Annotated in this window: 19 protein-coding genes and 1 pseudogene; 14 read left to right on the top strand and 6 right to left on the bottom strand. The window is 70.8% G+C overall.

Annotated elements, in window-relative coordinates:
* Positions 1–43 precede the first annotated feature (43 nt).
* The 9 genes from ABT288_RS23440 to ABT288_RS23400 are packed head-to-tail and all read left to right on the top strand — an operon-like array spanning position 44 to position 8,044.
* Positions 44–1,369, top strand: a complete 1,326-nt coding sequence (locus ABT288_RS23440; RefSeq protein ID WP_351610977.1) for an L-fuconate dehydratase — start codon at positions 44–46, stop codon at positions 1,367–1,369.
* A complete protein-coding gene (locus tag ABT288_RS23435) occupies positions 1,362–2,264 on the top strand; it encodes an amidohydrolase family protein (protein ID WP_351610974.1) in 903 nt (300 codons plus the stop codon). Before ABT288_RS23440 ends, ABT288_RS23435 begins: the two co-directional genes overlap by 8 nt.
* Complete coding sequence (locus ABT288_RS23430) at positions 2,255–2,692, top strand: RbsD/FucU domain-containing protein (RefSeq protein ID WP_351610971.1); 438 nt, start codon at positions 2,255–2,257, stop codon at positions 2,690–2,692. The genes ABT288_RS23435 and ABT288_RS23430 overlap by 10 nt, the downstream gene beginning before the upstream one ends.
* A complete protein-coding gene (locus ABT288_RS23425) occupies positions 2,689–3,726 on the top strand; it encodes a zinc-dependent alcohol dehydrogenase (RefSeq protein WP_351610968.1) in 1,038 nt (345 codons plus the stop codon). Before ABT288_RS23430 ends, ABT288_RS23425 begins: the two co-directional genes overlap by 4 nt.
* A gap of 1 nt (position 3,727) precedes the next feature.
* Complete coding sequence (locus ABT288_RS23420) at positions 3,728–4,489, top strand: SDR family oxidoreductase (protein ID WP_351610966.1); 762 nt, start codon at positions 3,728–3,730, stop codon at positions 4,487–4,489.
* Positions 4,486–5,115 (top strand): bifunctional 4-hydroxy-2-oxoglutarate aldolase/2-dehydro-3-deoxy-phosphogluconate aldolase, encoded by a 630-nt coding sequence (locus ABT288_RS23415; protein WP_351610963.1) that lies wholly within the window; start codon positions 4,486–4,488, stop codon positions 5,113–5,115. Before ABT288_RS23420 ends, ABT288_RS23415 begins: the two co-directional genes overlap by 4 nt.
* Positions 5,112–6,209: a PfkB family carbohydrate kinase gene (locus tag ABT288_RS23410; RefSeq protein WP_351610960.1), complete on the top strand. Its 1,098-nt coding sequence runs from the start codon at positions 5,112–5,114 to the stop codon at positions 6,207–6,209. Before ABT288_RS23415 ends, ABT288_RS23410 begins: the two co-directional genes overlap by 4 nt.
* 57 nt (positions 6,210–6,266) lie before the next feature.
* On the top strand, positions 6,267–7,295 hold the full coding sequence (locus ABT288_RS23405) for an aldo/keto reductase (RefSeq protein ID WP_351610957.1): 1,029 nt from the start codon (positions 6,267–6,269) through the stop codon (positions 7,293–7,295).
* Positions 7,286–8,044, top strand: coding sequence for a FadR/GntR family transcriptional regulator (locus tag ABT288_RS23400; RefSeq protein ID WP_351610955.1), 759 nt, complete (start codon positions 7,286–7,288; stop codon positions 8,042–8,044). Before ABT288_RS23405 ends, ABT288_RS23400 begins: the two co-directional genes overlap by 10 nt.
* Positions 8,045–8,138: 94 nt before the next feature.
* Here the strand turns inward: ABT288_RS23400 and ABT288_RS23395 are convergent, their stop codons facing one another.
* The 3 genes from ABT288_RS23395 to ABT288_RS23385 form a co-directional block, all read right to left on the bottom strand.
* Positions 8,139–8,639 (bottom strand): universal stress protein, encoded by a 501-nt coding sequence (locus ABT288_RS23395; protein ID WP_351610952.1) that lies wholly within the window; start codon positions 8,637–8,639, stop codon positions 8,139–8,141.
* A gap of 5 nt (positions 8,640–8,644) precedes the next feature.
* Positions 8,645–9,901 (bottom strand): SLC13 family permease, encoded by a 1,257-nt coding sequence (locus tag ABT288_RS23390; protein WP_351610949.1) that lies wholly within the window; start codon positions 9,899–9,901, stop codon positions 8,645–8,647.
* A gap of 691 nt (positions 9,902–10,592) precedes the next feature.
* A complete protein-coding gene (locus ABT288_RS23385) occupies positions 10,593–11,201 on the bottom strand; it encodes a TetR/AcrR family transcriptional regulator (RefSeq protein ID WP_351610947.1) in 609 nt (202 codons plus the stop codon).
* A gap of 120 nt (positions 11,202–11,321) precedes the next feature.
* Here ABT288_RS23385 and ABT288_RS23380 point away from each other — a divergent pair, with 120 nt between their 5' ends.
* The 4 genes and pseudogenes from ABT288_RS23380 to ABT288_RS23365 all read left to right on the top strand — a co-directional run bounded on the left by ABT288_RS23380 (position 11,322) and on the right by ABT288_RS23365 (position 13,281).
* A complete protein-coding gene (locus tag ABT288_RS23380) occupies positions 11,322–12,083 on the top strand; it encodes an SDR family NAD(P)-dependent oxidoreductase (protein ID WP_351610945.1) in 762 nt (253 codons plus the stop codon).
* A 41-nt stretch (positions 12,084–12,124) separates the two neighbouring features.
* On the top strand, positions 12,125–12,400 hold the full coding sequence (locus tag ABT288_RS23375; RefSeq protein WP_351611038.1) for a hypothetical protein: 276 nt from the start codon (positions 12,125–12,127) through the stop codon (positions 12,398–12,400).
* A gap of 116 nt (positions 12,401–12,516) precedes the next feature.
* Positions 12,517–12,825 (top strand): annotated as a pseudogene (locus ABT288_RS23370) (aldehyde dehydrogenase family protein); the annotation flags it as partial.
* A gap of 72 nt (positions 12,826–12,897) precedes the next feature.
* Positions 12,898–13,281 (top strand): PPOX class F420-dependent oxidoreductase, encoded by a 384-nt coding sequence (locus ABT288_RS23365; RefSeq protein ID WP_351610943.1) that lies wholly within the window; start codon positions 12,898–12,900, stop codon positions 13,279–13,281.
* Between the two features lie 622 nt (positions 13,282–13,903).
* On the opposite strand, the gene ABT288_RS23360 is transcribed toward ABT288_RS23365, so the two are convergent.
* The 3 genes from ABT288_RS23360 to ABT288_RS23350 all read right to left on the bottom strand — a co-directional run bounded on the left by ABT288_RS23360 (position 13,904) and on the right by ABT288_RS23350 (position 16,741).
* Positions 13,904–14,446, bottom strand: a complete 543-nt coding sequence (locus ABT288_RS23360) for a DUF4232 domain-containing protein (protein WP_351610941.1) — start codon at positions 14,444–14,446, stop codon at positions 13,904–13,906.
* Between the two features lie 305 nt (positions 14,447–14,751).
* On the bottom strand, positions 14,752–16,197 hold the full coding sequence (locus ABT288_RS23355; RefSeq protein ID WP_351610939.1) for an alpha/beta hydrolase: 1,446 nt from the start codon (positions 16,195–16,197) through the stop codon (positions 14,752–14,754).
* Positions 16,198–16,567: 370 nt separating this feature from the next.
* Entirely contained in the window at positions 16,568–16,741 is a 174-nt protein-coding gene (locus tag ABT288_RS23350; protein WP_351611035.1) for a hypothetical protein, read from the bottom strand.
* Positions 16,742–16,761: 20 nt separating this feature from the next.
* On the opposite strand from ABT288_RS23350, the gene ABT288_RS23345 reads away from it, so the two are divergent.
* Entirely contained in the window at positions 16,762–17,529 is a 768-nt protein-coding gene (locus ABT288_RS23345) for a class I SAM-dependent methyltransferase (protein ID WP_351611032.1), read from the top strand.
* Positions 17,530–17,641: the final 112 nt, after the last annotated feature.

Below are 17,641 nucleotides of genomic sequence, written 5' to 3'. Positions count from 1 at the left end.
CGCGGGGGCCCCTGTCCCACCTGCTCTCACAGGAGTTGCTGCCATGTCCACCGCTGCGCCCTCATCCGCCCGTATCACCGCCCTGGACGTCCTGGACGTGCGGTTCCCGACCTCCGAGCATCTGGACGGGTCGGACGCGATGAACCCCGAACCCGACTACTCGGCCGCCTACGTGATCCTGCGCACCGACGCCGGAGACGGACTGGAGGGCCACGCACTGGCCTTCACCACCGGACGCGGCAACGACGTACAGGCCGCCGCCATCGCGGCCCTGGCCCCCCATGTGGTCGGCCGGTCCGTCCAGGAGGTCTGCGCCGACCTCGGAGCGTTCTCCCGCTCCCTCGTGCACGATCCCCAACTGCGCTGGCTGGGACCGGAGAAGGGCGCCATCCACATGGCCACCGGCGCGGTGGTCAATGCCGCCTGGGACCTGGCGGCCAAGCGCGCGGGCAAGCCCGTCTGGCGCTTCCTCGGCGAGATGACACCCGAGGAACTGGTCGCGCAGGTCGACTTCCGCTGGCTCAGCGACGCCCTCACTCCCGAGGAGGCCCTGGACATCCTGCGCCGTGCCGAACCGGGCCGCGCGGAGCGGATCACCCGCCTGCTGGAGCGCGGCTACCCCGCCTACACCACCACCCCCGGCTGGCTCGGCTACTCCGACGAGAAACTGGCCCGCCTGGCCCGCGAGGCCGTCGCCGACGGCTTCACCCAGATCAAGCTGAAGGTCGGCGCGTCGCTGGAGGACGACGTCCGCCGCATGCGCACCGCCCGCGCGACGGTCGGCGACGGCATCCGCATCGCCGTCGACGCCAACCAGAGATGGGACGTCGGACAGGCCATCGACTGGATGCGCGCCCTGGCGCCGTACCAGCCGTACTGGATCGAGGAACCCACCTCCCCGGACGACGTCCTCGGCCACGCGGCGGTCCGCGAGGCCGTCGGCCCCGTCAAGGTCGCCACCGGCGAGCACGTCGCCAACCGGGTCGTCTTCAAGCAGCTTCTCCAGGCCGGCGCGGTGGACATCGTGCAGATCGACTCCGCGCGGGTCGGCGGGGTCAACGAGAACGTCGCCATCCTGCTGCTCGCCGCGAAGTTCGGCGTGCCGGTGTGCCCGCACGCGGGCGGTGTGGGCCTGTGCGAGATGGTGCAGCACCTGTCGATGTTCGACTACGTCGCGGTCTCCGGCACCGTCGAGGACCGGGTCATCGAGTATGTCGACCATCTGCACGAGCACTTCGTCGACCCGGTGCGCATCGCCGACGGCCGCTACCTGGCGCCGGAGCTTCCCGGGCTGGGCGCGCAGATGCATCCGGAGTCCCTCAAGGAATACGCCTACCCCGACGGCCCCGTCTGGAGCACCCGTGTCTGACACCAAGGCCCTCGTCGACGCCCACCACCATGTGTGGGACCTGTCGCTCCGGCCGCAGCCCTGGCTGGACGAACCCGGACACGAGCCGATCCGCCGCAGCTTCAGCTCGCACGCCCTGCACTCGGCCGCCACCCGGCCGATCGCAGGGCGGCGGCTGACGAGCACGGTGGTCGTCCAGTGCGTCCCGTCCGTCCCGGAGACACGCGACCTCCTCGCCCTCGCCGAAAGCGACCCGCTGATCGGCGCCGTCGTCGGCTGGGCGGACCTGACGTCCCCCGCGATCGGCGACGTGCTGGACGACCTGCGGGCCGGGCCGGGCGGCCGCTACCTGCGGGCGGTACGGCACCTCGTGCAGGACGAGTCCGACCCGCACTGGCTCGGGCGGCCGGACGTCGAGCGGGGGTTACGCGCGGTCGGACGGCGCGGACTCGGATACGACGTACTGATCCGCAGCCACCAGTTCCCGCAGGCGATCCGGCTCGCGGAAAGGCTCCCGGAGCTGTCCCTCGTCCTGGACCACGCGGGCAAGCCGCCTCTCGCACGGGGGGAACTCGCCGACTGGGCCCGGCAGGTGCGGACGCTGGCCAGACACCCCCAGGTGCGCTGCAAGGTGTCGGGACTCGTCACCGAGGCCGACCACGAGAGGTGGACGGTCGACGACATCCGCCCGGTGTGGGACGTCCTGCTCTCCGCCTTCGGCCCCGAGCGGCTCATGTTCGGCTCCGACTGGCCGGTCTGCGTCCTCGCCGGCGGCTGGAACCGCTGGGCGGCCGCCGTGGATGAACTCCTGGGCGAGTGCTCCGGCACCGAGATCGACGCGGTGCTCGCCGGCACCGCGACGGCCTTCTACCAGTTGACGCCTGCCCCGGCGAAGGAGGAGACACCATGCTCCTGACCGAACTGCTGCACCCCGGAATCCTCCAAGCGCTGGCCGGAGCGGGCCATGGCTCCCGCGTCCTGCTCGCCGACGGCCACTACCCCGCCAGTACGGCCACCGGCGAGCGGGCCACTACCGTCCACCTCAACCTCAGGCCGGGCCTGCTGGACGTCACGAGTGTTCTCGACGTCCTCCTGCGGGCGATTCCCGTGGAGTCGGCGCAGGTGATGGTGCCGCCCGAGGGCGAACCGGAGCCGGCCGCCATCGCCGAGTACCGGTCCCGGCTGGCACCTCTCCCGGTGGAGACGCTCGGCCGGCTCGAGTTCTATGACGCCGCCCGCTCCCCCGACCTCGCGCTGGCGGTCGTCACCGCCGACATCCGTACCTACGCCAACCTGCTGCTGACCATCGGCGTCCGCGCTGAAGGGACCCTGACCCCGCGATGACACTCGCCGTCCGCTACACGTCCGCCCGCACCCTCGGCACGGCACCCGCCGAGCCCCGCTCCCCGGGCCCCGGCGAGGTGGAACTGGCCCCCGCCTACGTCGGCATCTGCGGCACCGACCTGCACATCTTCCACGGCGACATGGACGCCCGGGTCAACACACCCGCCGTACTCGGGCACGAGATGTCCGGCCGGATCGTGCGCGTCGGGCCGGACGTGGAGGGCTGGCGGCCCGGTGACCCGGTGACCGTGATGCCGCTGCGCTGGGACGGCACCTGCCCGGCATGCGCCGCCGGGCACCGGCACGTGTGCCAGCACCTCGACTTCATCGGCATCGACTCGCCCGGCGCGATGCAGCAGCGCTGGACGGTGCCCGCCGACACCCTCGTCCGGCTACCCGGATCCCTGGCCCTGGACCGGGCCGCCCTCGTGGAGCCCACGGCCGTGGCCGTGCACGACGTCGGCCGCGCCCGGGTCCGGGAGGGCGAGCGGGTCGTCGTGGTCGGCGGCGGACCGGTCGGGGTGCTCATCGCGCTGGTCGCGCGGGCCGCCGGCGCCGAAGTCCGCGTGGTGGAGCCGAGCGCCCACCGGCGCCTGCTGGCCGAGCAGTTGGGCCTTTCCGTCTGGGACCCGGCCACCGACGACGTGCCCGAGCAGGTCTGGCGGTGGACCGGAGCCTCGGGCGCGGACGTCGCCTTCGAGGTCTCCGGTGCTGCGGCCGGTGTCGAAACGGCCGTGGAGGTGCTGGGCGTACGCGGCCGGCTGTGTCTGGTGGCGATCCACCCCCGGCCCCGCGAGGTGGATCTGCATCGCTTCTTCTGGCGCGAACTCACCCTCGTCGGGGCCCGGTTGTACGACCGCCGCGACTTCGAACAAGCCGTGAAACTGGTCGCGGACGGCACGGTTCCCGCCGAACGGCTGATCAGCAAGGTCGTACCGCTCACCGAGGCACCCGCGGCCTTCGAGGCCCTGGAGGCGGGCGGCGACGTGATGAAGATCCTCGTGGACTGCGGCAACGACACGAAGGGAGCCTGAGATGCCCCTCTTCGACCTGACCGGCCGGCTCGCCGTCGTCACCGGCGCCCGGCGCGGCATCGGCCGGGCCATGGCCCGAGCCCTCGCCGAAGCCGGCGCCGACGTCATCGGCGTCAGCGCCCAACTGGAGGCATCCGGCAGCGAGGTGGAGAAGGACGTACGAGCCGCGGGGCGCTCCTTCGAGTCGATCCGCGCCGACTTCGCCGATTCCGACGCCGTACGCGCCCTGGGCGCGGACCTCGCGGGCCGCGAGCGACCGGTGGACATCCTGATCAACAATGCGGGCACGATCCGCCGTACCCCCGCAGCGCAACACTCCGATGCCGACTGGGATTTGGTCCTCCAGGTCAATCTCAGCGCCCAGTTCGCGCTCACTAGGGCGATCGGCGCGACGATGGTCGCCAGGGGCCAGGGAAAGATCGTCTTCACGGCGTCGCTGCTCAGCCTCCAGGGTGGCATCACCGTCCCCGGCTACACGGCCGCCAAGCACGGCATCGCCGGACTGACCAAGGCACTGGCGAACGAGTGGGCACCGCACGGCGTCAACGTCAACGCCATCGCCCCGGGCTACATCGCCACCGACAACACCCAGGCGCTGCGGGACGATCCGATGCGCAGCCGGGCGATCCTGGACCGCATCCCCGCCGGGCGCTGGGGCGACGCCGGCGACCTCGCGGGCGCCACCGTGTTCCTGGCCTCGGACGCCGCCGCCTATGTGCACGGCACCCTCCTGCCCGTCGACGGCGGATGGCTGGGTCGATGACTGCGGATTTCGCCTCCGTGTCGGCCGGAACCCGGATCCTGCCCGTGCTGACCGTGCCCTCGGCGGCCACCGCCGCTCCGCTGGCCGACGCTCTCGCGGCGGGCGGAGCCCGGTGCGCCGAGGTCACCTTCCGTACCCCCGACGCCGAACAGGTGGTCAAGGCGATGGCGGCGCACGGCGGGCTGACGGTCGGCGCCGGCACCGTGCTCACGCCCGAGCAGGTGGAGCGGGCCGTGGAGGCCGGCGCCCGCTTCGTGGTGTCACCCGGCTTCGACGCGGATGTCGTAGCCAGGTGCCGGGAGTTGGCGGTCCCCGTCGTGCCGGGCATCGCCACCGCCACGGAGCTGATGCGCGCCCTGCGCGCGGGCCTGGACACGGTCAAACTGTTCCCCGCCGAGCCGCTCGGCGGCCTGGGGTTCCTCAAGGCGCTCGCGGCTCCGTTCCCCCAAGCGCGCTTCCTGCCCACGGGCGGAATCGGCCCGGTGCACCTGCCCGGCTATCTCTCCCACTCTGCGGTCGTCACCGTCGGCGGCAGCTGGATGGCGACCGCCGGCCACCTGGAGCGCGGCGACTACGACGAGGTCCGCCGGCTGACCGCGGAGGCCGTGGAGAGGGGCATGACATGACCGGCGGCGGTCCTGACGTCATCGCACTCGGCGAGGTGATGCTCCGCTTCGACCCCGGCGAGGGCCGCATCCGCACCGCCCGCACCTTCCAGGTCTGGGAGGGCGGCGGCGAGTACAACGTCGTACGCGGACTGCGCCGCTGTTTCGGCCTGAGCACGGCCGTTGTGACCACCCTGGTCGACAACGCGGTGGGGAGACTGGCCGAGGACCTGGTCCTCCAGGGCGGCGTCGGCACATCACTGATCCGCTGGGTGCCCGGCGATGGCATCGGCCGCATCGCCCGCAACGGACTGAACTTCGTGGAGCGGGGCTTCGGCGTCCGCGGCGCGCTGGGGGTGAGCGACCGCGCCAACACGGCGGTGTCCCAGCTGCGCAGGGGAGACGTGGACTGGGAGACGGTGTTCGGTTCCGGTCCGCGCTGGTTCCACACGGGCGGCATCTTCGCCGGTCTGTCCGACACCACGGTGGACGTGGCGGACGAGGCGATGGCCGCGGCACGGCGGCACGGCGTCACGGTGTCCTACGACCCCAACTACCGTCCCAGCCTATGGGCCGACCGCGGCGGCGCGGAACGGGCCCGCGAGGTGGACCTGCGGCTCGTCCGGCACGCCGACGTGGTGGTGGGCGCGCTCGGGCTGGTCGGCCCCCGCCCGGGTGCCGTGCGGATCACAGCCGATGAGGTCGCGGACGCGCTCGCCGAGGCGGCCGCCCGGGCGCCAGGTGCCACAGTGCTGGCGACGACCCTGCGGGAGGTCCCCTCCGCCGGGGTGAACGACTGGTCCACGGCCGCCTGGTCGCCCCAGACCGGTTTCATCGCCGGACCGGTGATGCGCGGTCTGCACGTGCTGGACCGTATCGGCTCCGGCGACGGCTTCGCGGCAGGCCTGATTTACGGCCTGCTGACCGCGGGCGGGTGCGGACGGCCCGCCGACGGGCGTCCGCCGTCCCCGGATGTCCCTGGACTCCAGCGCGCCCTCGCCTATGGAACGGCTCACGGCGCCCTCGTCATGACCACCCCCGGCGACGTCTCCATGGCATCGCTCGCCGAGGTGGACGCCCTGATCGCCGGCGGATCCGCCCACATCAGCCGCTGAGCCGGCCTTTGACCAGGCCCTTCAGAACGCCACCCGGGAACAGCGCAGGGAGCGCAAGTGAGCCATCGGCCCATCGGACGCCGGAAGATCAGGAACACCACGGTGCAGCTGACCGAACTCGGCTTCGGAGCCTCCGCCATCGGCAACCTCTACGAGGCCACCCCCGCGAAGGACGCGGCTGCCGCGGTGGAGGCGGCCTGGACGGCCGGCATCCGGTACTTCGACACCGCGCCGCACTACGGTCTCGGCCTGTCCGAGCGCCGGCTGGGCGCGGCGCTGCGGCACCTGCCGCGCGCCGAGTACGTCGTGTCCTCCAAGGTGGGCCGGCTCCTCGTGCCCAACGAGCGGCCGCGCGGGGTCGACAGCGAGGGCTTCGTCGTACGGGACGACCTGCGCAGGCGGTGGGACTTCAGCCGGGACGGAGTGCTGCGCTCGATCGAGGAGACCCTGGAGCGCACGGGGCTGGACCGCCTCGACGTGGTCTACCTGCACGACCCGGACGACCACTGGCGGCAGGCCGCCGAGGAGGCCATGCCCGCGCTGGCGGAGCTGCGCGACCAGGGAGTGATCGGCGCGATCGGCGCGGGCATGAACCAGTCGGCGATGCTCGCCCGCTTCCTGCGCGAGACCGCCGCCGACGTGGTGATGCTGGCCGGGCGCTACACACTTCTCGACCAGTCGGCGCTGGACGACGTCCTGCCCGCCGCGCGGGAACTCGGCAAAAGCGTGGTCGCCGTCGGCGTGTTCAACTCCGGGCTGCTCTCCCACGACCGGCCCGCCGAGGGAATGATGTACGACTACCGGGAGGCCCCGCCGGAGCTGGTCGCGCGCACCCGCGAGATCGCCCAGGTCTGCGCGGAGCACGGGACGAGCCTGCCCGCCGCGGCCATGGCCTTCCCCCGCACGCATCCCAGTATCATCAACGTCACCCTGGGCATGCGAAACCTCGAACAGGTCGAGCGGAACGCGGAGCTTCACCACCGGCCCGTTCCCGACGGTCTGTGGGCCGACCTTCGTACTCGGGGCCTGATGAGGGCGGACGTGCCGGCGCGGGCCGGTCGCGGGAGGAGTGCGCGGTGTCTTTGACCGACAAGGCCATCGAGCACATCCGTGAGCTGATCCGCAGCGGCGCGCTGCCTCCGGGTTCGAAGCTGCCGCCGGAGGCGGACCTCGCCGCTCAGCTGGGCCTGTCCCGCAACCTCGCCCGCGAGGCCGTCAAGGCACTGGCCGTCGCACGCGTGCTGGACGTCCGGCGAGGCGACGGAACGTACGTGACCAGTCTGGAGCCCAGCCTGCTGTTCGAGGGCCTGGGCGGAGCCGTGGAACTCCTCCAGAGCGACTCGGCCGCGCTGCTGGACCTGATGGAGGTCCGCCGACTCCTGGAGCCGGCGGCCACCGCCCTGGCCGCCACCCGGATCTCCGACGACCAACTGGTCGAGGTCAAGCGCCATCTGGACGCCATGCGCGAGGCCCGCGACGACGTAGAACAGCTCAACGCCCACGACGCGGCCTTCCACCGGGCCGTGATCTCCGCGACGGGCAACGACTCGCTGCTCACGCTCCTGGAAGGCATATCGGGCCGCACGCTGCGCGCCCGGATCTGGCGCGGCCTGGTCGACGACCAGGCCGCGGGCCGCACCCTCGCCGAACACGAGGCGATCTTCACGGCCCTGTCCACCCGCGACGCCTTCCTGAGCCAGGCCACCGCCCTCCTGCACGTCAACAACACCGAGCAGTGGCTGAGGGAACACCTGCGCTCCTCGGAGTCACCCGCCACCGGTACAGCGGGGCTTCGCCGGGGTGCTCCGGCGAAGCCTCCCCACCAGGAGGCGTGAGGACTTCCCGAGGGCCTGCCTGTGGACGCCCTACAGGCCATGTCGACGGGGCGTCGGCTCGCTGCCGGCGCGGTCCGATGCCGGGTGCCTGCCGTCATCGGTGGTGCGGCGGGTGGGGTGGCGGGGGCGGGATGGTGTCGATGCCTGGCGCGGGCTCGGGCCACACCAGCAGGACGGGGCACGGGGCGTGGTCGACGATGAAACGGCCGGCATGCCCGAGGCTGCGCGGCCCGAGATGGGTCCGGTCACCGTCGCGGGTGAGGATGAGCAGGTCGGCTCCCTCGGCAGCGGCGACGACCTCCCGCTCGACGCGGCCGGTCCGCTCGACGCGGGTGCACGGGCGGCCCAGACGCCGCGCGGCCTCGGCCAGGAATGTCTCGGCGGAGGCAGCGGCGAGATGCTCCACCCGCGTGCCGGGGTCACGTTCGCCATGGCCGCGGCCGAGCAGACCGGCGAAGGCGCCGTGCGCCGCGCCCGGGACGTCGGCCGGGGTGACGTGGAGCAGCACGATGTCGGCGTCGTCGGGCGCGTGGGCACGGGCGGCGTCGATGCCGGCGGGCCAGGTGCCCTCGGTGATCCAGGCGATGACTTTCATGACAGTCAGCCTCCGATGAGGGTGAGCGAGGTCCACAGTGCCACCACCGACAGCCCCAGGGCGGCAGGCACGGTGAACACACCGAGCCGGGTGAACTCACCGAGTTCGACGTTACTGTCGTGTTCGTGCACGATGCGCCGCCACAGCAGAGTGGCCAGGGAGCCGGCGTAGGTGAGGTTCGGGCCGATGTTCACCCCCAGCAGGACTGCCAGGACCGCTCCCGGCCCGGACGGGGCGGTCAGCGGCAGCAGCACCAGCACGGCGGGCAGGTTGTTGATGACGTTGGCCAGCACCGCGGCCAGGGCCGCGATACCGAACAACGCCACCAGTCCCGTACCGCCCGGGATCAGGTGTCCCAGCGCCGCCGCCAGCCCGTTGTCGACGACCGCGCGGACCACCAGGCCCAGGGCCAGGACGAAGGCGAGGAACGGCACCGCGGCGGCCCGCACGATGGCGGTGGGCGTGGTACGGCGCTGGGCCAGGGCCCGCCCGGCGAGCACGAGGGCGCCGGCGAAGGCCGCCCACGCGGGGTTGACGTCCACCACGGAGGTGAGGACGAACCCGGCCAGCGTGCAGGCCACTGTGACCACGGCGAACACGGGCAGATCGCGTTGCTCGGCGGTGCGTGGAGCCTGAGCCCCTGCGTCCAGGTCGGTGGCGAAGAACCGGCGGAAGACCACGTACTCGGTGGCGATGGCCACCAGCCAGGGCAAGGCCATGAGGGCGGCGAAGCGCGTGAAGCTCAGGCCGCTGGCGGCGAACGCGAGCAGGTTGGTGAGGTTGGAGACCGGCAGCAGCAGCGACGCGGTGTTCGACAGGTGGGTGCAGGCGTAGACGTGCGGTTTCGGCCGGGCGCCGAGCCGCGCGGCGGTGGCGAACACCACTGGCGTCAGCAGCACGATCGTGGCGTCCAGACTGAGCACCGCGGTGATCACCGATGCGGCTGCGAACACCTGCACCAGCAGGCGGCGCGGGCGTCCCGCCGCGCTACGGGCCATCCACGCGCCGCACGCCTGGAACAGTCCCTCGTCGTCACACAGCTGGGCCAGGACCAGGACGGCCGCAAGGAACCCGATCACCGGCCCCAGTCGTTCCGCCTCCTCTCGGGCGTGCCCCAGCGAGAGCGCCCCGGTGGCGATCACCACGCCCGCAGCCGGGACGGCGACCACCGCCTCCGGCCACCCGAACGGGCGGATGACAGCGCACGCCAGCACCGCCAGCAGCAGAACGACGGAGACGGCTTCCGCCACGGATGAGTTCACCACTTGATCTTCCCCTGCCCGCGACCGCCCGCGCGACCCGGCGAGGGGCGGCCCCGCCTGCCGGGCAGCGCCCAGACGGGAGCCCCGTGCGAACCGCTGCTGTCGCAGCGTCATGGAGCGGTGCGTGAGGACGTCGTGCGGTGATGGCGACAGCCGAACAACTGCGAGGCCGCACATCTTCGTGGTGTGATCGGTTGTGGTCGGGTGCTGGTCGCCAGGGGCGTAGGCGGGGATCAGCGGTAGGCGCTCGTTTCCCGTGTCTGTCCGGCTGTCCCTGCTCCCGATCTTCCAGCGCACCCCGGCCCGGCGCACGGCCTCCGGCAGGGCGGCGTCGCGTCGGTGGTGGATGAGGAAGCAGGCGTACTCGACATAGGTGCATCCGCCTACGGGTTCCGGCGCCCGAAAGGCCCTCCGGGACAGCAGTAACCCGTGAGGGATCCCACAAGCGCGTCGATCGGTTGGCGCGCGGACGACGAGGGAGCTATCGTCGACTGGTAGAACGACCGGTCTTCCTACCTCGTGAGGAAGGGCCTGTATCGGCCTTCCCGGCTGGGCTGCCTCCAGACGGGGATCTGCCAGTAGGTCGCCGGTGCACGTCGAAGAGAGATCAAAAGGTTCCGTGAAACCAATCCGCGCCCCGGCCCAGCCGGGGCACCGCACAGAGCCGCTGCCACATGCGGCTCCGACGGGATCAGCCTCCCGACCGGATCAGCCGGACCGCGTCCAGCAGGGTTTTGTGGGCGGCAGTCGAGTCGTCCAGGTAGCCGGCTGCCATCGCGCCGTCGTACAGCATCAGCAGCGCACCGGCGGCCGACTCCGGGTCGGCGTGGCCGAGCCGGGTGAGCAGGTCCTGGAAGAGGTTGCGGATCCAGTTCCGGTGGGTCGTCACCAGGCCGCGGACCGGGTGGTCGGCGTCCGGGTACTCGGCGGCCGCGTTCAGGAACGGCGATCCGCGGAAGCCGCGCTCGCGGGCATGCTCGGCGATCGCCTCGAAGATCAGATCGATCGCTTCGGCGGGCGGGTATGCGGCGGCCAGCGGTTCGGCCACCTGCTTGTAGTAGACGTCCTTGGTCAGCAGGTAGGCCACGACCAGGTCGTCCTTGGAGGCGAAGTGCCGGTAGAAGGTCGCCTTGGTCACCCCGGCCTCGGCGATCAACCGCTCCACGCCGATCGCGCGTACACCTTCGTAATAGAACAGCCGCGACGCGGCCCGGACCAGGCGTTCCCGAGGAGGTAGGTCTCCTTCGACCGTGCTCTCCTGACGCTTGGGGTTGGTTGTCTTCTGCCCAGTAGTACTCACTTGCCCATTGTGCCCGTGGCCCGGCCCTGATTGGCCCCGGCCCTCATACGGCCTACCAGGGCCGTCACCCCTGTCCCGTACGGCCCGAGCAACGTGGCCGTGCATCGAAAGGTTTGAACGATGACTCGTCGTCTTGAAGGAACCGTCGCCCTGGTCACCGGCGCGTCCAGCGGCATCGGCCACGCCACCGCCCTCGAGCTTGCCGGCGAGGGCGCGTCCGTGGCCCTGGTCGGCCGGCGCGAGGACCGGCTCACCGGCCTCGCCGCGGAAATCTCCAAGGCCGGCGGCAAGGCCCTGGTCGTGCCCGCCGACATCACCACCGCCGAGGCCGCCGCGGAAGCGGTTGAGCGGACCGTCGAGGGCCTGGGCCGCCTGGACACGCTGGTCAACAACGCCGGCCTCATGCTGCTCGGCCCCACCCCCGGCGCGGACCTGAACGAATGGCAGCGCATGGTCGACATCAACCTGATGGGTCTGATGTACACCAGCCACGCGGCCATCCCGCACCTGGTCAAGGCCGCCGCGGACGGGCCGCGCCGGGTCGCCGACATCGTCAACATCAGCTCGCTGAACGGCCGCAACGCCTACGCCATGATGGCCGTGTACACCGCCACCAAGTTCGGCGTCACCGGCTTCAGCGAGGCGCTGCGCCAGGAACTGGCAAAGCAGCACGTCCGTGTGTCAGTCGTCGAACCGGGCAGCGTCGACACCGAACTGCGCACCCATAACTCCGACGCCGTCCAGCAGCTCCTCACCGCCGGACTCGGCGACGTCGAACGGCTGCAGAGCCAGGACGTCGCCGACACCGTCGGCTACATCGTCACCCGTCCCCGGCACGTGGCCGTCGCCGAACTGCTCGTACGCCCCACCGAGCAGGCCTGAGCCCGAGCCGGGGTCCACTCCGGGACAGGCAAGGAGGCGTGGTGGCGGTCGGCACTCCTGTCGCAGCAGCCCACACCATGGTCCGTGTCTGCCTGCTGCCGGCCACCGCCGTCGCGCTCGGAGACGGCGTCTGCTTCCTGGCGGTGCCGATCTTCCTCGGGGGCGCCGGTCGGCTGGTCTCCTTCTCCCAGTACGGCTTTCCCAGCCCAGCGGGAGTCTTCCTCGCCTCCGCCCTCCTGGATTTCCTCCTCGCGATCGTCATCGTCCGGGCACAGTCCACTGCGCTCAGATCCAGACGAGCGCCGGCCGCCGCCTGAGGCACCGGTCCCGACGGTTCGCACGTATCTCGACGACCCGGCCGTCATGGACGGCAAGCTTCTTCACAGGTGGTCACAGAACCACGTGGGACTTTCCCGACAGCAAGGGGCTGTTCGAGCGGCACTTCGACCGGCTGTCCGCGCTGCTGGCCTCCGGCCGTACAGTCACCGGCGGGCAGACCGACCGCACAGACAAGAAGCCGCTCGCCCTGTACGCCTTCACCGAGAACGACACCACCAAACGCCGCCTCGCCGCCGAGACCTCCTCGGGCGGCCTCAACTTCGGCCTGCCGATGCACCACCTCGCCGTGCCGACACTCCCCTTCGGCGGCGTCGGCGAGAGCGGCATGGGCAACTACCACGGCCGCTACTCCATCGAGACGTTCAGCCACCGCAAGGCCGTTCTCGACGTCCCGCTGAGCTGAACCACCACGTCGCCGTACGCCGCCCAAGTGGCCAACGCCCTCGAACCCAATGGCAAGGAGCAGAGACGCATCATGGACGACACGCTGCTGGAGCAGCTCGGCGCCGGCAAGTACGTGCTCATCACCAGCTACCGCAAGAACGGCACTCCGGTCGCCACCCCGGTGTGGGTGGTGCGCGACGGTGACACGCTGGGCGTGCGGACCCCGGCCGACTCCGGGAAGGTCAAGCGGATCCGGGCACGCGGCGACATCCTCGTCGGCCCCTGCGACCTGCGCGGCAATCCGACGGGGGACCAGGTCCCGGCCACCGCCGAGATCACCGACGCGGCGACCGGCGCCCGCTACCGCAGCCTCATCGCCCGCAAGTACGGCATCCTCGGCCGCCTCATGATCTTCGACAGCTGGCTGCGGGGAGCGGACCGGACGCTGGGCATCCGCGTGCGGCTCGCTCCGTAACGGGTTGACGCACCGTCAGCTCCCGCATCAGGGGCCGCCTGTCGGATGGCCTTGATGAATGCCATCAGACGGACACGGCACACAAGAGTGGGCGATCAAGGGGGCTGGATCATGGAGGCAGCGCAGAGCCGACGGCAGGCGGGACACCGTACTCGCGTCTGAAGCAGACGACGTCGAGTCCCCCCCTGCCCGCGGTGCCAGGCCCAGCCCGGATCGCCGTGCCGCTCGCGCTCCGGCGCGGCCGCCGGGACCTACGGGTCACGACCCAAGCACCTGGCTGCGAAACACCCCCTGCACCCGCCCTGCGGCGCCGTCCGCCGGGCTCGCCCCGGTTTCGACCAGGACCGCTGCTGGAAGCGCAACACCGTCGCGCGGGCGGAGGTCTCTGACGATCGCAACGAGGCTGCCGCCGCAGGCGGATCCGGCCCCGGACATGATCGGCCGGACAAGTCCTCAGGAGGTCTGGTGCCGGAAACACGCCATTCAGGGCCCCGGTGAGAAGGCCGGGTGTGCCGCTCGTCGGACGTGGCCACCGCACCACCCGGAGGCTGCAACTCATTCCGGGAGTCCGTCGGTGGCCACCAGCGACGCTGAAGGGAAGCTCAGAGGCCGTCCAGCTCGGTCACAGACCGACCGGGTTGACGTAGGTACCCGGGTGGGTGGCTCCGTCCTGCTTGAGGATCTGGCCGCCGAACGGCCACTTCAGGGTGAAGTGCGTCGTCTCGTTCGGCGGGGTGACCAGGAACTTCGCCGGAACGAACTTCTCCTTCTGCGGTGTGGACCCGGTCACCGGGAGCAGGGTGATGCTGAAGTCCACCGTGTCCCCCTGCCCCAGGGTCATCTTTTCGGACTTCTTGGAGGAACGCGCCAGCGACCAGGTGCCGTCGGTCTTCTGAGCGCCGACCATGTCGACACCGGCGAAGCCGGACAGGGTGCAGGTGTGCTTGCTCCGGTTGGTGAACCAGATGTACGCCTGGGTCTGCTTCGCGGTCTGCCCCATCTCCGGCTTCGCGTCATCCCCCATGGCGAAGCCGGCCTTCAGGTCGGCGGTGTGGCAGCGGGTCGGCTCGGCTTTGGCGGGGGCGGCCGAGGCCGGGATGGCGGCAGCGCCAGTGCCGGCGGCGGCGACGACCGCAAGGGCCACGGCGGTCAGCTTGCTCTTCATAGTGTTTCGGGTCCCCTCGAAGACGAATCGGCACGCGAGGTCAGTGCGCGCCTACGCACCTGAAGACGTGCGATGCCTGGGGGACGTTCGGTGCACCGGGGAGCATGTTCCCGCCGGCCGGGCTCCCAACTGTGGCCGCGTACAAGCACTCATGCGGCGCGAGCCGTGGCAGCGTCGTGGGGAGGACACCGCAACGGCCCGCGACCTCACCTCTTGATCAGAGCCGCAGAACCTGGCCGGGTAGCACGGGGAGCGATCGCCCCGGTCTACCCGACCCTCCTGTCCAGCGGGGGCGTTGCGTTGTGTTACCCGGCGCCGTGGATGGCCTGGGGGTCTGTGACCGGCAGTGCGGGCTCGGCTTTCACGGTGGCGGGCGGCGGCGTCACATAGACCGGGGTGGGGTCGGGTTCGGGTGCGCACGTTTTGGCGATGACGCCTTTGCCTGCGGGGAGGCGGCCGTCTCGCAGGTAGTCGGTGAAGGTGTCGTCCAGGCAGGCGTTGCCGTGGAAGAGGATCTCGTGGAAGCTGCCGCCGTTCTGGACGACCAGTTTGGATCCGGGCAGTGCCCTGTGCATGGCGAGGGCACCCGGGTAGGGGGTGGCGGCGTCCTCGGTGGCCTGGAAGAGCAGGACGGGCGGCAGGCCCTTGCCGGTGATCTTCAGCCGGCCGGCCGGGTTGCCCTGGTAGGGCCAGAACATGCAGGCGGCGTTGTACCACATGTTGTTGTAGGTATAGAAGGGCGCGACGGCGTTGACCTTGGCCTGGTCCCTCTTCCAGAACTCCCAGTCGCGCGACCAGTCGTTCTCGGTGCACTGGACCGCGTTGTACGCCGGGAAGGTGCCGTCGTCGGCACCCGGAGCGGCATAGCGGTTATAGGCGCTCTGCAGCGGGCGGGTGTCGTTCTTGGTGAGGTAGGCCGACAGTGCGGTTGCCATCTGCGGCCAGCGCAGGAAGTTGTAGCCGCCGCCGTAGAAGGTGTCCTCGAACTCTGCGGGGCCGATCTTGCCGGGGGCCGGGGCGGCTGCTACCGGGCTGATCCGCAACGCGGCTTCGACCTGGTAGTACTTCTTCTCCACGGTGGCAGCGTCCGTGCCCAGGTGGTAGACCGAGTCGGCCTTGGCGGTCCATGCCGCGAAGGCGTCGAACCGGCGCTGGTGCTCCTTGTCCTGCAGGACGTTGTGGTCGTACCAGCTGATGGTGGGGCCGACGATACTGTCGAGCACCATCCGGCGCACGTGCGAAGGGAAGAGCTGGCCGTACGTCGAGCCCAGCGAGGTGCCCCACGAGCCCCCATAGAAGTTGATCTTCTGGACGCCGAGCGCCCGCCGGATGCTGTCCATGTCGCGCGCGTTGTCGACGGTTGTCATGTGTGGCAGGAACCAGCTCCAGTTCGCGGCGCAGTCGGCGGCGTACGTGGCCGACTTCTCCAGCCATGCCTGCGACGTGCCCTGGCTGACCTGGTAGTCCGGCCGCTCGGCGTCGAAGTAGTGTGCGTCGCAGGTGACGTGGGGTTCGCTGGCGTTGGTGCCGCGGGGGTCGAAGCCGATCCAGTCGTAGGTCGAGGCGACGTCCTGGGGAATCTTTCCGGAGACGTAGGCGGGCATCCACAGACCGGAGTCGCCGGGGCCGCCGGGATTCAGCAGGATGGGCCCCTGCCGTTCACTCTCGGGCGCGGTGGCCGGGAGCCGGTTCAGCTTGATCTTGATCTTGGCGCCGTTCGGCCGCGTGTAGTCCAGCGGCACTTCGAGCATGGCGCACTGCAGCGCAGGAGTGGTCGCATCGTGACAGGAACTCCAGATGAGTTTCCCCTGACCCACACCCTCCGGCGCGGTCAAGGAAGCCGAAGCGGGGGTGACACCCGCGCAGACTCCGCCGATGACGGCGACGACCGATAACAGGGCTCTGGCTTTTGTCATGGAGGCATCATGTGGCATGTGCAATATCACATACCACCTTCAGAGTAGGCGTTACTCAACTGTGACTCGCTGGGCACGCATGACAGGCCGCGCAGACGGGCTACCGGTGATGGTCGGCGTACGACGGATCCGCAGGCATCGCTCGACGAGCAGTGGAGGGCCTTGAACGCGTCGACGGCGGAGTCGAACCTGGCGGTGGTGAACGTCACGGGCGGCTGGAGGACTCCGTTCCTGCGGCCTCGGCACCGACCACGACGACAACGACGCCACACTGGTCAAGAGCGCCGAGGTCCACATCAAGCAGGCTGCCGACGCGGCCAACGGCAAGGTCACGGCCGCCAAGACCGACGACGACCACGGCAACGACTCCGGCGACCACGACGAGGACCGAAGCCCGAGCTGTCCAGGAACCGGTCGTCTCTGGGGCACAAGCTGCGCTATGCCGTACGGCACCCAGGACGCATCCCTTCCCACCTCCGCCGCGCCGCGCGGGACACCTGGCTGGGCCTCCGGCACCGCGACCACGTCGCGTACTACCGCGCCGTCATGGCCTCCGACACCGCGCGCAGCCCCGAGCGTGCCGTCGGCAGCGGATCGGAGGCCGGCTGGCCGGCACTCGGGCAGATGCAGTTCGACTACCTGCTCGAACACGGGCTGAAGCCGCAGGACCGGATGCTGGAGATCGGCTGCGGGAACCTGCGTGCGGGGTGGCGGTTCATCGGCCACCTCGACCCCGGTCACTACTACGGGATCGACATCTCGCCGGACATCCTCCTCGAGGCACAGCGCACCCTCGTCCGCCGGGGCCTGCAGGACCGCCTCGCCCATCTGGTCCTCGTCGAGAACCTGAAGCTCGACTTCCTGCCCTCGGGCTGGTTCACCGTGGTGCACGCCCACAGCGTCTTCTCGCACTCGCCGCTCGAGGTGATCGAGGAGTGCCTGACCAACGTCGGGAGGGTGCTGGCCCCCGGCGGCTTCTTCGACTTCACCTACGACCGCACGGAGGGCCCCGAGCACCAGGTGCTCCGCGAGGACTTCTACTACCGCACCGAAACCCTCCTCTCGCTGGCTGGACGGCATAGTCTGAGCGCCCGCTTCATGGACGACTGGGAGCGGCGCCCGCACGGCCAGTCGAAGATCCGGGTCACGCACGAGGTGGCGGTGTAGCGGTGTCCCGCTGTGGCGGTCCGGTGAAGCTGCTGGTGAGAGGCCAGTAAGAGCAGTCGATGACGGCCCCCGAGCCCTGCCGTCGGCGGTGGTCGGCCAGGCACACTGGCTG

Source organism: Streptomyces sp. NPDC001093, assembly GCF_040298985.1.
Taxonomy (GTDB): Bacteria; Actinomycetota; Actinomycetes; order Streptomycetales; family Streptomycetaceae; genus Streptomyces.
This window is presented reverse-complemented; position numbering and strand designations above follow the sequence as displayed.